Consider the following 13532-nt stretch of genomic DNA (forward strand, 5'->3'; position numbering starts at 1 on the left):
ATCACGCAGGGAGCTGTGAAGCAGATGAACGGACCTATGTTAAGCCGTATTCTAACCGGGTTCATGATTATTGGAGTTGGGGTTGCCTTCTTGCTTAGACAGCTGGGAGTGGAGCCGTTCGACAGCCTGGACATCGGACAGATTATCGGAACGTATTGGCCAGTTATTCTCCTCGTAATAGGGCTGCAGGGACTTCTTAGCCGCACGAGAGGAACGGATGATTGGTGGGGAATTGTCCTAATCGTCGTTGGATTCGTATTCCTGGGACGCAATCTAGGCTGGATTGAATGGTCAATTGGCGAGATCATCTCGCATGCTTGGCCGATTGTTATCATTATTATTGGAGTCAGATATATGATGAAGCCCAGACATACTAAGGTTGAAGGGCCTAAGGAGGACTGGGAGTCCTTCCGGCCATACAGCGCGGATGAACCGATTCCTCCTGCGCCGCCGCTTCATCCGGATCCGACGCTTCAAGCAGATAGGGATACGCCCCGACCGCCAGCTCCACCTGTTCCGCCAACTGAGCAAGATAAGGGATTCAACGGGCCGTACCAGCACCCTTATTATGATAAGAAGGTTGAAGAGCAGCGCAGGAAGGAAGAGCGGAGACATGCCAAGCGGCATGGCTGGCATTCCCATCACAACCGTGTGGAGTGGTGGAATTCGGATCCGAACGTTCAGACGAAGTCCGGATTCATTGGTGATATCTATCTAGGCCATGATTATTGGGAGCTTAAGCCGATGAATATCTCGCACTTCATCGGTGACACGGTGCTGGACCTGACGAAGGCGCAGATCTCTGAAGGTGAGACAAGAGTCATTATCTCCTCCTTCATCGGTGACGTTAAGGTGTTCGTACCGAATGATCGAGACGTTGGCGTGACCGTGACCTCTTCCTCCTTCATTGGAGATGTCAAGGTGCTGGATCAGCAGGACAGCGGCCTGTTTAAGAACATACAAGTGAACTCGCCTCATTACTATGAAGCGGACAAGAAGATAAAAATTATCGTAAGCACTTTTATCGGAGATGTCCGTGTAACTAAGGTGGGGTGATGGCGGTATGATGGTTCGTTTTTTTCGCAGCAGCAAATGGGAGTTGATTGGCTTCTTCCTGCTCTCATCCTCCGCTTCGCTGCTGATCGGCTACGCGGTATGGATGAGCTTCGGCACAGGAGTCTCTAGAATGGAAGTGAAGGCATCGGCCATCACTTCCTTCTTGCTCGTCAGCATCGCCTTCGGCTACTGGGCCGCACAGCGGCTTCAGCGCAGAATTGACACCTTGTATCTAGGCATTAAGCAAGTCGCCAATGGCAATTATTCGGTTCAAGTTCCAGGCTCAGCATCGGACTCCTCCTTCCATGCGGTCAACAGCGAATTCAACTTCCTCGCGTCCATGCTCGCTGAACGAGTGAAGCATCTGCAAGGGGCTGGGGAGGAGCAGGTTATGCGCGAAGCGGCATCCAATGAGGCGGCAGTCATGGAAGAGAGAACGCGACTGGCCCGTGATCTTCATGATACGGTCTCCCAGCAGCTGTTCGCGATTCATATGTCCGCTTCGTCACTGCCGAAGCTGCAGCAGCTGAATCCCGGCAAGGCAGATGAGGTCATGCATCAGCTGATTACGATGTCCGCCTTGGCTCAGAAGCAGATGCGGGGCCTCATTGCGCAGCTGAGGCCCATCGAGCTGGAAGGAAGAACGCTGCACGAGGCGCTTGACAAGTGGTTCCCTGACTATTGCAATCAGAATGGGCTGAAGGGAACGCTGGACATACGGTTAATCGACCCGCTGTCGGAAGCGAAGGAGTATCAGCTATTCCTCATCATTCAGGAAGCTCTGGCGAATATCGTGAAGCATGCCGGGGCAGCCGGCTGCTCCTTGACCTTGTCTGATAACGAGAATCAGATTACGCTGCTGCTGCAGGATGATGGAGCCGGCTTCCGTGTGGGGGAGGTGAAGCGGGGCTCCTACGGATTGTCAACAATGCAGGAGCGGGCGCAGAAGCTTGGCGGACGTGCAGAGATTATTAGCAAGCCGGGCAGCGGCACGCGCATTATAGTGACCATTCCCAAGATTGGATAGGAGAGCTGAAGACGATGGATAGCCATACGATGAAGGTAATGATTGTGGATGATCACGATATGGTCAGGACGGGGCTGCGTACGTATCTCATGCTGGAGCCAGCCTTCGAAGTGGTGGGTGAGGCTAGCAACGGAAGAGAAGCGCTAAGCCTGCTTGCAGCTGGAATGGAAGGCGGCAATCCCGAGCTCATCCTCATGGATATGATGATGCCGGTCATGGACGGAATTGAGACGACTAGAGAGATTGTGGCTGCCTATCCGCATATGAAGGTCGTCATGCTGACCAGCTTCCTTGAAGACGACAAGGTGTTCGCAGCGATCGAAGCCGGGGCAGTCAGCTATGTGCTGAAGACGGTGTCGGCGGAAGAGCTCATCTACGCGCTGACGGGAGCCTACAAGGGAATGCCGGTCATGACCTCCGACGTCTCGCAGGCGCTGACTCGCGGGCTCAGGAAGCAAGCTGCTCAAGGCGAGGACGAAGGGCTCACAGAGAGGGAGAAGGAAGTGCTGCTCCTCATAGCGGAGGGTAGAGCGAACAAGGAGATTGCCGAAGAGCTTCATATCAGTGTGAAAACAGTCAAAACCCACGTAAGCAACCTCTTGATGAAGTGCGAGCAAGCTGACCGCACCCAGCTGGCGGTCTACGCTCACCGCAAGGGATGGGCGAAGAGCATCTGAATCGACTGCCATGGGCGGACTCCGGAGTCTTGATTAAACAGCAGCTATTCTACATTACTGCACATATTTGCCGGTACTCTTATCCATACTATAGCTTAGTGTGAAGGGATAAGATTGCTTCAGTGCAAAGGAGTGCTTAGGTTATGTATCCAATCTCATCGCCTCTAGAGTCGACAAAGCTGGAATTCGCCCTGGTGAGAAATAAGCTCGAGGAGCATCGATTTGCTCTAGGAGGTAGCTGGGACTATCATCAAGGTTCGTTCGACCGCTATTTGGACGAAGGGCACAAGGCGTGGCTTCGAATTCCTTTTCAAGTGATTAACGGTACTATTGATGTAGAGACCGATGATAATGATGCGAAGATTCAGCTCGGCAAGCCCTTCGTCCTTAAGCACTTATATCGGGAAGGGAATGACCCGGAAGCCAGTGTTAGAATAGTCGGGGCACTGTTCGACCAGTTCCAGACGCCGGTCGATCCTGACGCTGATATCGAGCCCCATTATATTGAGGAAGCGAAGCAGGTGCTTCATCAAGTGGAGCAGATGTTTCTAAGTTAGCATGTGTGTGTAAATAGGTCTATCCGACGAGAAGCTCTGACTTTGTGTGGGGCTTTTTTATCTTTGTTTAAATTCCTTTTAAGTTTGTTTTAAGGTAGAATGTGCATGATAGAGATACAACAAACGAATGAACATCTGACGGCGACTACGCTAGGATGTTGAATCATTGCCGGATCTACATGAGGAGGGGAACATAATGGACGACGGGAACAAAAAAAATCCATATGATGATTTCTGGAATGAGCGCAGTAAGGATAGTTCAAAAGATTCAGAGCACGAGCAAGAGCAAGAGACAACAAGCAGCGCATCTGATGTATCTAGCACGCCTACTCATTCTCATACGGAAGGGGAACCAAGCAAGCCCTCTTACTACTATTCTTATGGCCCATTCAAGCCAGGCTCACAGCAAGATACTGAACCCGCGACCGCTAGCCGGGTACCTGATCAGGCTTACACGACCGCATCATCCCCATCGGATCGAGATACAGAAGAGCCGCAAGTACGAGAGGTAGAGGTCACACCACCCACGCAGCTGCGCCCATACACTCCAGCTCAAGGGGCGCAGAAGGGGAATTGGCAGGTTAGAGAGCGGAAGCGGACGTCATTCAAGTCCATCTTCGCCTCATTCTTAACCGGGGTTGTTGTCGTAGGGGTACTGATGTTCTCTGCCGACTACAACAACTGGTTCACAGCTAGCGAAGCGCTTCTGCCGCAGAATACAGCAGCTAATGGACAGAAGCAGACAACCGGTGGAACGGGTGGCGCAACGACCGCTGCCGCTAGACCAGATAATATAGCTAAGCTCTTCGAGACAGCGAGTCCTGCGGTCGTCAAGATCGAGACCTATCAGAAGGCGAACTCCGGCGGTGGCAGCGGCAGCATGCTGGACGATGACTTCTTCCGTCAGTTCTTCGGCGAGGAGGCTCCGCAGCCGAAGCAGGATCAAGGCGGCGAAGGTCAGCTTCAGCCTACAGGTATCGGTACCGGCTTCTTCTTCGACTCAACTGGCTACATCTTAACGAACCAGCATGTCATTGGCGATGCGGATGAGATTAATGTAACGGTACAAGGCTATGACAAGCCGCTGAAGGGCGAACTGCTCGGCTCCAGCTATGAGCTTGACCTTGCCGTCGTCAAGGTATCGGATTCGAAGGCGTTCCCGACTCTGCCTCTGGGCAGCTCCAATGATATTAATATTGGAGATTGGGTCATCGCGATCGGCAACCCTTATGGTTTCGACCATACGATTACTGTAGGTGTACTGAGTGCGAAGGAACGTCCGATCGACATTCCAGACCAACAAGGAACGAGACAATACAAGCACTTGCTGCAGACAGACGCCTCCATCAACCCGGGCAACTCGGGAGGTCCGCTTCTGAATGAGCAAGGCGAAGTTATCGGCATCAACACGGCAGTCAGCTCCCAGGCACAAGGGATCGGCTTCGCCATTCCGACTTCAACTATTCAAGAAGTGCTCGACAACTTGAAGAACAACAAGGAGATTCCGAAGCCAGCCGTTCCCTTCATCGGAGCTGAGCTTACCGATGTGACGGAGGACATGGCCGCCCAGCTCAAGCTGGATAAGGCTGAAGGCTCTATCGTGCGCAACGTATATTATAACTCTCCAGCGTATCTGGCTGATCTGAAGCAGTTCGATGTCATTACAGGCATTGATGGGAAGAAGTTCACCACCAAGGAGAAGTTAATAGCAGAGATTCAGAAGCGAAAAGTCGGAGACAAGGTTGATCTTAACATTTTCCGAGGCGGCAAAGCGATGAATCTGCAAGTTGAGATTGGAGACAGAAACAAATTCAATACCCAGCAATAAGAAGCAACGCAGGCAAGCAGGAAGCGTATGCGGGTGAGAGGACTCGTGTGCGCTTCCTTGTGGTGCAGTAGGAACTCAGGGGGGAACGCTGGTGAGACCGCATATTGTAGTCGTAGATGATGATGAGAAGATTACATCCTTGCTAAGAAGGAGCCTGGCATTCGAAGGGTATGAAGTAACGACGGCGAGTAACGGTCTTGAGGGACTGAAGGTGCTGCTCACCGCAGATCCGAACCTGCTCATCCTCGATGTGATGATGCCGCAGGTAGACGGCTGGGAGGTATGCCGCCGGGTACGAGAAGGCGGAAGCACCGTGCCGATCCTCATGCTTACAGCGAAGGATGATATTCAAGACCGCGTGAAGGGGCTGGATACTGGGGCGGACGACTACTTGGTGAAGCCATTCGCGCTCGAAGAGCTGCTTGCCCGTGTACGGGCACTGCTGCGGCGCAAGCCGGATAAGATTGAGGATGCTGCCAATCGGCTCGCTTATGAAGACCTGCTGCTGGATCTGGATTCCCGGGAAGCGCTGCGCGGGGGGCGCCGAATCGAGCTGACGGCCAAGGAATTCGATCTTCTTCATCTATTCATGCAGAATCCTCGGCGTGTGCTGACGAGAGACTCTATTATGGATAAGATCTGGGGCTACGACTTCAGCGGAGAGTCCAACGTATTAGAGGTGTATATTGCGATGCTTCGGCAGAAGACGGAGGAAGGCGGAAGCAAGCGACTCATTCAGACGGTTCGCGGCACGGGATATGTGCTGCGCGGCGGAGAGGGCGGCTGATTGCCATGTCAATAAGAATACGATTGACCTTGTGGTACTCGGGTGTATTGGTGGCGACCCTGCTCATATTCGGCTTCGCCATCTATTTCTTCGTTAATTACAATACCTATGCAGATATTAAGAGCCGCATGCACAAGGAAGCGGACAACATTGAGTTATACGCAGCAGACTTCATGGATAAGTTGGACTTGAGAGCAAGATACAAGTCAGGATCCTTCGAGAAGGACTTATATATTCAGCTTGTCAATTATCAAGAGCCCGGCGTATTGCTAGCTTCCCCGAATATGTCTGAGATTGATCTCAGGTTCTCCTATCCGGGAGAGAAGTCGAGGCCGAAGGAAGGCTTCAATCGTCAGGAGGCTCAGATCAGCGAGACCAAGTATCAATTCATCATCTATCAGAAGCCAGTTCATACGAATGACGGGAAGCTGGTTGGCCTGCTGCAGATCGGAGCTTACGTTGGGAGTGAAGTGAAGTTCCTGTCGGGCCTGCGGACCATTCTCGTCATCTATTCCATCATCGCTGTCTTCATCGCAGCAACCGTCGGTCTCTTCCTGGCACGCAAGGCGCTGCGTCCGATCGAGGGGGTCATTCGCTCCACGAAGCAGATTGAGAAGGGCTCGGATCTCAGCGTTCGTATTCCATCCCGTGGTCCTAACGATGAAATTGGAAGACTGGCCGAGACGCTGAACTCGATGCTCTCCCGCCTTGAGATGGCATACAACGAGCTCGATGAAGCCTACAAGGCTCAGCGCAGATTCGTCTCCGATGCTTCGCATGAGCTGCGGACGCCGCTGACGACCATTCGAGGCAATATCGACCTCCTTGAGAAAATGTGGTCCAAAGCCAGGCAGCAGCCAGACTGCCTGCTTCCTGCAACAGAGCATTGGGAGCTGTCGCAGGAAGCAATGCAGGATATCTCCTCCGAGGCGAAGCGGATGTCGACGCTGGTCAATGACCTGCTGTCGCTTGCACGCGCCGACGCAGGCTACGTGATGGAGAAGCAGCCGCTGAAGCTGCAGCTGCTTGCGGAAGAGGTGGCACGCAGAGCTCAGCTGCTGCCGCGCACATCGGACTGGACGGTTGGTGACCTGACCGCCGTACAGGATGTGGAGGTGTTCGGGAACCAGGACTACCTTCAGCAGCTCTTGTTTATTTTCATCGAGAATGCCTTCAAGTACACGCCGCAAGGGACAGTGGAGCTGAGTGCGCTGCTTAAGGGTGAGCAAGCCGGCATCGTCATCAGAGACACGGGAATCGGCATGAATCCGGAGGAGGTTCCTCATATCTTCGACCGGTTCTACCGGGCAGATGAATCGAGGGGGCAGACCGTGGGGACGGGGCTCGGGCTGTCGATCGCGAAGTGGATTATTGATGAACATAAGGGGGCGGTCGAGGTGCGGACACGCGAAGGCGAAGGGACGACCTTCGTCATCTGGCTGCCGGTGTACTATGCTTCCTCCGGTTCATCGTCTATAATAGAAGGAGATTAGAATTGTCAGCGGCTGCGCAAGGCCGCTCTGGGAAAGCAGGTGTCAGAGCAATGGAGATTGTCAAGATATCGCCAAGAGGCTATTGCTACGGCGTAGTAGATGCGATGGTGCTCGCGCTGCAGACAGCGAAGAACCTCGATCTGCCAAGGCCCATCTATATACTAGGAATGATTGTCCATAACGCTCACGTAACCGATGCGTTCGAGCAGGAAGGTGTCATTACGCTGGATGGGGAGAATCGTCTGGAGATTCTCGATCAGATTGAGTCGGGCACGGTCATCTTCACCGCTCACGGGGTGTCTCCGGAGGTTCGGAAGCGAGCGCGGGACAAGGGATTGACCGTCGTCGATGCGACATGTCCGGATGTGACGAAGACGCATGATCTCATACGAGAGAAGACCGCCGAGGGATACGAGATTATCTATATCGGCAAGAAGGGGCATCCCGAGCCGGAAGGGGCAATCGGTGTCGCTCCGGACAAGGTTCATCTCATTGAACGCGAGGAAGAGATTGAACAGCTGCAGGTGCATGCAGATCATATCATCATTACGAATCAGACGACGATGTCCCAGTGGGATATTCGCCATATTATTAGCCGTCTGCTGGAGAAGTTCCCGAAGGCGGAGATTCACAATGAGATCTGCCTTGCCACACAGGTGCGGCAGGAGGCGGTAGCGGAGCAGGCCGGTCAGGCGCAGCTCTGTATAGTCGTCGGTGATCCGCGCAGCAACAACTCCAACCGGCTCGCTCAAGTGTCGGAGGAGATTGCCGGGGTGAAGGCTTATCGCGTCGCTGATGTGAGCGAGATTCAGCAGGAGTGGCTGCAAGGGGTTGACCGGGTAGCGGTCACCTCAGGAGCTTCCACACCAACGCCAATCACGAAGGAAGTTATCGCTTATCTGGAGCAATATGATTACAGAGACCCAAGTACATGGGAATTGAAGAGGACTGTCAATATGAACAAGCTGCTGCCTGTTATTCGGACGAAGTCCTCTGTGTAAGAAGTGAGATTTGCCGTCCTCTATGCTATTGACGAGGGCGGCTTTTTGCTGTATATTTGCTTTAGTGGTTAAAAGCGTAGAAGCTTAAAAGCGTATAAGCGTCGAAGCGCGAATAAGGAGATGAGCATATGATCGTCGTAACGAATCAGAATGTAACGGAAGAACGGATAAATGAGATTGTCAGCACGATTGAAAAAGCAGGCGTGCAAGCCCATGTCTCACGGGGAATAGATCGGACCGTTATCGGCATTATTGGCAAGGCGGAGCCAACGCTGTCCGAGCATCTGCGCCAGATGAAGGGCGTAGAGAACGTCATTAAGATCTCCAAGTCTTACAAGCTGGCTAGCCGCGACTTCCATCCGGATGATACGGTCATTGATATCAAGGGCGTGAAGATTGGCGGACGCAACCTTGTCGTGATGGGCGGTCCGTGTGCCGTGGAGTCACCTGAGCAGATTGATGAGATTGCACGCTTGGTGAAGGCGGCAGGAGGTCAAGTGCTTCGCGGAGGAGCCTTCAAGCCCCGGACAGGTCCTTACAGCTTCCAAGGCGTTGGAGTAGAAGGTCTGGTGATGATGGCGGAGGCAGGCAAGAAGCATGGGCTGCTAACCATCACAGAAGTGATGACACCAGAGTATGTTGATGTCTGTGCAGAATATGCGGATATTCTTCAGGTAGGAACTCGCAACATGCAGAACTTCGATCTGCTGCGCAAGCTGGGCACGATTCAGACGCCGGTGCTGCTGAAGCGCGGATTCAGCTCCACCTATGACGAGTTCCTCAATGCGGCCGAATATATTCTAGCCGGCGGCAATCCGAACGTCATGCTCTGTGAACGCGGAATCCGAACGTTCGAGACCTATACCCGCAATACTCTGGATCTCTCTGCCATTCCTGTCCTGCAGTCTCTTAGCCATCTTCCGGTTATATCCGATCCGAGCCATGGAACAGGACGTCGTGAGCTTGTCGAGCCGATGTCTAAGGCATCTGTCGCTGCCGGAGCGAACGGCCTCATTATCGAGATGCACACGGATCCGGACAATTCGATGACAGGCGACGGTGTTCAATCGCTCTTCCCGGACCAATTCGCGAAGCTTCTGAAGGAGCTGGAGCAGCTGGGTAACCTTGTTGACCGTGATTTCCATACCGAGAAGGCGCCGGCTGAAGCGTTCCTGGAATGGAAGAAACTATAGATTACAGCCCCAGCTAGAATAGCCGCGAGCCCTTGAACAGCAGGGGCCCGCGGCTATTTGCCTGCCACCGGCTAACTTTTGTGAACATCTCGTCAAACTTGTAAGTATAGCTTACATATCGATAAAAAATACCTAACATAAGTATTGACGATGAAATATCGTAGTTTTATAATATCATCATGGTTTGGAGAAAAAATTGAACGATTGTCGTTCAATACTATGCAAACGTTCGGAAATGGAGGAAACATCACATGTCAGTTCAAGGCGTTTTGGACAAAATTAAAGAAAATAACATCCAGTTTGTAGATTTCCGTTTTGTGGATCTTTCCGGTCATGCTCACCACATCACTCTTCCATCAACAGAGGTAGACGGTGATACGTTCGTTAACGGTGTTGCATTCGACGGTTCCTCAATCCCGGGCTTCCGCGGCATTGAAGAATCAGACATGGTGATGATGCCAGACACAGATTCCGTGTTCATTGATGCATTCACTGATCATCCGACGCTGAACATCATGTGTAACATCCATACACCAGACGGCGAGCGCTATGAGCGCGATCCACGCAGCATTGCACAGAAAGCAGAAGAATACCTGCAAACTACAGGTATCGGTACGGCAGCTTTCTTCGCACCGGAATCCGAGTTCTTCCTGTTCGACGACGTTCGCTACGAAACGAAGATGAACACTTCCTTCTTCTCTGTTGACTCCGAAGAAGCAGCTTGGAACACAGCACGCAAGGAAGAAGGCGGCAACCTCGGCTACAAAGTTGGTGTCAAGGGCGGTTACGTTCCAGTAGCACCGGTTGACTCCCAACAGGATATCCGCAGCGAAATGGTACGATTGATGCAAGAAGCAGGCCTTCGCGTTGAGCGTCATCACCATGAAGTTGCGACAGCAGGTCAAGCAGAGATTAACTTCCGCTTCGACACGCTGACCAAAACAGCTGACAACCTCTTGCTCTACAAATATATCGTTAACAACGTTGCTCGCCAATATGGCAAATCAGCAACATTCATGCCAAAGCCGCTATTCGGCGACAACGGCAGCGGGATGCACGTTCACCAATCCATCTTCAACGGCGATTCCCCGTTGTTCTATGAGAAGGGTGCTTACGCGAACCTAAGCCCAATGGCTATCCACTACATCGGTGGTATTCTACACCATGCACCAGCACTGATTGCACTGACTAACCCGAGCACGAACTCGTTCAAGCGTCTCGTACCTGGTTATGAAGCGCCAGTTAACCTGGTATTCTCCAAGGGTAACCGTTCTGCAGCTGTTCGTATTCCAGTTGCTGCAGTTACTCCTAAGGGCTGCCGTATTGAATTCCGTACTCCGGATTCCACAGCTAACCCTTACCTGGCATTCGCAGCGATGCTGCTTGCTGGTCTGGATGGCATCAAGCGTAAGATTGATCCTACCGCTCTTGGCTATGGTCCTTATGACAAGAACATCTACGATCTGTCCGATGCAGAGAAGGCTGAGATTCGCAGCGTTCCTGGCTCGCTGGACGAAGCGCTTGACGCTCTTGAAGCAGATTCCGAGTTCTTGACTGAAGGCGGCGTATTCACCCAAGACTTCATCGATAACTATGTGGCATTCAAGCGTGGCGAAGCTAAGGCAGTTGCGATTCGTGTTCATCCTTACGAGTACAACCTTTACTTCGACTGCTAGTCAGCACTTATTGATCCCAAGAAGCGGGCTTCCAACAGGAAGCTCGCTTCTTTTGCGAATGGCGTAGTCATGAGCAGTTCAAGCAGAGTTGAATGTTAAGGGGAAGAATCCGAATATTAGCTAGCACTTCAGGTGACAGCGTTCGACATTCTAGTTATATATAATCGGTGAATGCTCTTGAAGCAGACGGTTAAACTTGCTATCATAGCGATATCATACAAAAGAAGACTGAGGTGGGTAAGGTTGACGAAACGTGCTTATAACTTCAACGCAGGTCCAGCCGCATTACCGCTCGAGGTGCTGCAGCAGGCACAGGAGCAATTCGTAGAATTCGGTGGAGCAGGCATGTCTATCATGGAAATGTCGCATCGTAGCAGCATCTACGAGAACGTCAATAATGAGACCCAATCCTTACTGCGTGAGCTGTTCGGAATTCCGGACCATTACAAAACCTTATTCCTGCAAGGCGGGGCGAGTACACAATTCGGCATGATTCCGATGAATCTGCTGTCAGAAGGCAAGACCGCTGCCTTCGTTCAGACGGGAAATTGGTCAAACAAAGCCATTAAAGAAGCGAAGCTGATTGGCAAGACAGCCATTGTCGCCACTTCGGAAGAGAACAAGTATACTCGCATTCCTGATCTTAGTGAGCTGAAGCTGCCTGAAGAGACGGCATACCTCCATATTACGTCTAATGAGACGATTGAAGGCATTCAGTATAGCGAATACCCGAATACAGGTGATATTCCGCTAGTCGGCGATATGTCCAGCGACATATTAAGCCGTCCAGTTGATGTATCGAAGTTCGGACTCATCTATGCTGGAGCTCAGAAGAATCTAGGACCATCAGGGGTGACACTCGTCATTATTCGGGAAGATCTGGCAGCGAACAGCCCGAAGACGTTAAGCTCCATGCTACGTTATGATACTCATGTCAATAATAACTCTCTATATAACACGCCGCCATCCTTCTCGGTCTATATGGTGAACCTCATGCTGAAGTGGATTGCGAGCAAGGGCGGCGTATCTGCTATCGAGCAATACAACCGGGACAAGACCAATCTCATCTATGATGCGATTGACAGCAGCGGAGGCTTCTATCGAGGGGCAGCAGACGCAGCAAGCCGTTCGGTTATGAATATAACGTTCCGTATTCATACCGAAGAGCTGGAGAAGCAGTTCATTAAGGAATCAGAGGCAGCAGGCTTCGTAGGCCTCAAGGGCCATCGTGATGTAGGCGGGCTTCGCGCATCGACATATAATGCCGTTCCACTTGAGAGCTGCAAGGCACTAGCAGCATTCATGAGCGACTTCCAGCAGCGCAACGGATAACGAGCGACTAGACGGAAGAGAGATTGAAGAGACCGCCTACCCTCTCATGGTTGATGAGGGAGACGGTCTCTTTGTTTTTATCTCTTTGTTTTTACTACGGCACAGAGGGCATGTGTTATGGCACCTTATGCGGGCGAGGAGTCCATCACATTCGGGCCATTAAGCTTATAGCCAACGTTCCGGACGGTCATAATAAACTCTGGCGTTCTAGCATTCTTCTCAATCTTATCGCGCAGATGGCTAATATGAACGTCTACGATTCGAGTGTCGCCTAGGAAGTGATAATCCCATACGCCATGCAGCAGCTGTTGTCTGCTGAGCACCTTGCCGCGGTGGCGGCAGAGGAAGAGCAGAAGCTCGAATTCCTTAGGTGTCAGCTCAACAAGCTTGCCATCGTTGAATACTTCGCGCTGCTCGGCATGGACGCTCAGACGGCCGATCTCGAAGGTTGTCGTTGGGGCAGAGCTTGGCAGAGACTGAATGCGGCGGAACACTGCTTGTATACGGGAGATCAGCTCTTGCGGGCTGAAGGGCTTAGTCATATAATCGTCAGCACCGTTATCGAGCCCTGCAATCTTGTCCGTTACATCTTGAAGAGCAGTCAGCATCACGATCGGCACGGCATTATTCTGCTTGCGCAGCTCACGGCATACTTGGATGCCGTCCATCTTAGGCAGCATGAGATCAAGTACGATGAGGTCGGGGCGGAACGGCTTCAGCATTTCGAATACAGCTTCTCCATCGCTGACACACCGGACATCATAGCCGGCAAGCTTCAGGTTGAATTCAATCAGCATGGAGATGGAGGGCTCGTCGTCGACGACTAATATTTTTTTTCTCATCATCAAATCTCCTTTTGTCTCCTGTTCTTGTATCTACTATAATGGAGGACGTTAAGCGGGAGA

12 protein-coding genes are annotated in these 13532 nt (G+C 52.0%); 11 read left to right on the forward strand and 1 reads right to left on the reverse strand.

The window, feature by feature from the left end:
• The first annotated feature begins 24 nt into the window (after positions 1 to 24).
• The 11 genes from liaF (at position 25) to serC (ending at position 12627) form a co-directional block, all read left to right on the forward strand.
• Entirely contained in the window at positions 25 to 1056 is a 1032-nt protein-coding gene (liaF, locus tag ACFO9Q_RS02445; RefSeq protein ID WP_379178311.1) for a cell wall-active antibiotics response protein LiaF, read from the forward strand.
• Between the two features lie 7 nt (positions 1057 to 1063).
• Entirely contained in the window at positions 1064 to 2083 is a 1020-nt protein-coding gene (locus ACFO9Q_RS02450) for a sensor histidine kinase (protein ID WP_379178313.1), read from the forward strand.
• 14 nt (positions 2084 to 2097) lie between these two features.
• Positions 2098 to 2760, forward strand: coding sequence for a response regulator (locus ACFO9Q_RS02455; RefSeq protein ID WP_379178315.1), 663 nt, complete (start codon positions 2098 to 2100; stop codon positions 2758 to 2760).
• Between the two features lie 143 nt (positions 2761 to 2903).
• Positions 2904 to 3317, forward strand: coding sequence for a YugN family protein (locus tag ACFO9Q_RS02460; protein ID WP_379178317.1), 414 nt, complete (start codon positions 2904 to 2906; stop codon positions 3315 to 3317).
• Positions 3318 to 3513: 196 nt separating this feature from the next.
• A complete protein-coding gene (locus ACFO9Q_RS02465; RefSeq protein WP_379178319.1) occupies positions 3514 to 5145 on the forward strand; it encodes a S1C family serine protease in 1632 nt (543 codons plus the stop codon).
• A gap of 91 nt (positions 5146 to 5236) precedes the next feature.
• Entirely contained in the window at positions 5237 to 5932 is a 696-nt protein-coding gene (locus ACFO9Q_RS02470; protein ID WP_379178321.1) for a response regulator transcription factor, read from the forward strand.
• A gap of 5 nt (positions 5933 to 5937) precedes the next feature.
• Positions 5938 to 7425 (forward strand): sensor histidine kinase, encoded by a 1488-nt coding sequence (locus ACFO9Q_RS02475; protein WP_379178323.1) that lies wholly within the window; start codon positions 5938 to 5940, stop codon positions 7423 to 7425.
• Positions 7426 to 7475: 50 nt separating this feature from the next.
• The gene (locus ACFO9Q_RS02480) at positions 7476 to 8426 is read left to right on the forward strand and encodes a 4-hydroxy-3-methylbut-2-enyl diphosphate reductase (protein ID WP_379178325.1); all 951 of its coding nucleotides are present in this window, start codon (positions 7476 to 7478) and stop codon (positions 8424 to 8426) included.
• 128 nt (positions 8427 to 8554) lie between these two features.
• Positions 8555 to 9619 carry a 3-deoxy-7-phosphoheptulonate synthase gene (gene aroF, locus ACFO9Q_RS02485; RefSeq protein ID WP_379178327.1) on the forward strand — a complete coding sequence of 355 codons (1065 nt, stop codon included), beginning with the start codon at positions 8555 to 8557 and terminating at the stop codon, positions 9617 to 9619.
• Between the two features lie 251 nt (positions 9620 to 9870).
• The gene (glnA, locus tag ACFO9Q_RS02490; protein WP_379178329.1) at positions 9871 to 11295 is read left to right on the forward strand and encodes a type I glutamate--ammonia ligase; all 1425 of its coding nucleotides are present in this window, start codon (positions 9871 to 9873) and stop codon (positions 11293 to 11295) included.
• A gap of 243 nt (positions 11296 to 11538) precedes the next feature.
• Complete coding sequence (gene serC / locus ACFO9Q_RS02495; RefSeq protein WP_379178331.1) at positions 11539 to 12627, forward strand: 3-phosphoserine/phosphohydroxythreonine transaminase; 1089 nt, start codon at positions 11539 to 11541, stop codon at positions 12625 to 12627.
• A 125-nt stretch (positions 12628 to 12752) separates the two neighbouring features.
• On the opposite strand, the gene ACFO9Q_RS02500 is transcribed toward serC, so the two are convergent.
• Positions 12753 to 13472 (reverse strand): response regulator, encoded by a 720-nt coding sequence (locus ACFO9Q_RS02500; protein WP_379178397.1) that lies wholly within the window; start codon positions 13470 to 13472, stop codon positions 12753 to 12755.
• Between the last annotated feature and the right edge of the window lie 60 nt (positions 13473 to 13532).

This window comes from Paenibacillus sp. GCM10023252 (assembly GCF_042653305.1).
In the GTDB taxonomy this organism is placed as follows: Bacteria; Bacillota; Bacilli; order Paenibacillales; family Paenibacillaceae; genus Pristimantibacillus.

What these genes read in the sequence shown, in the direction of transcription:
- aroF (WP_379178327.1), top strand. Translation starts at nt 8,555, where the DNA reads ATGATCGTCGTAACGAATCAGAATGTAACGGAAGAACGGATAAATGAG.
- ACFO9Q_RS02455 (WP_379178315.1), top strand. Translation starts at nt 2,098, where the DNA reads ATGGATAGCCATACGATGAAGGTAATGATTGTGGATGATCACGATATG.
- ACFO9Q_RS02450 (WP_379178313.1), top strand. Translation starts at nt 1,064, where the DNA reads ATGATGGTTCGTTTTTTTCGCAGCAGCAAATGGGAGTTGATTGGCTTC.
- ACFO9Q_RS02475 (WP_379178323.1), top strand. Translation starts at nt 5,938, where the DNA reads ATGTCAATAAGAATACGATTGACCTTGTGGTACTCGGGTGTATTGGTG.
- glnA (WP_379178329.1), top strand. Translation starts at nt 9,871, where the DNA reads ATGTCAGTTCAAGGCGTTTTGGACAAAATTAAAGAAAATAACATCCAG.
- ACFO9Q_RS02460 (WP_379178317.1), top strand. Translation starts at nt 2,904, where the DNA reads ATGTATCCAATCTCATCGCCTCTAGAGTCGACAAAGCTGGAATTCGCC.
- ACFO9Q_RS02465 (WP_379178319.1), top strand. Translation starts at nt 3,514, where the DNA reads ATGGACGACGGGAACAAAAAAAATCCATATGATGATTTCTGGAATGAG.
- ACFO9Q_RS02480 (WP_379178325.1), top strand. Translation starts at nt 7,476, where the DNA reads ATGGAGATTGTCAAGATATCGCCAAGAGGCTATTGCTACGGCGTAGTA.
- liaF (WP_379178311.1), top strand. Translation starts at nt 25, where the DNA reads ATGAACGGACCTATGTTAAGCCGTATTCTAACCGGGTTCATGATTATT.
- ACFO9Q_RS02500 (WP_379178397.1), bottom strand. Translation starts at nt 13,472, where the DNA reads ATGATGAGAAAAAAAATATTAGTCGTCGACGACGAGCCCTCCATCTCC.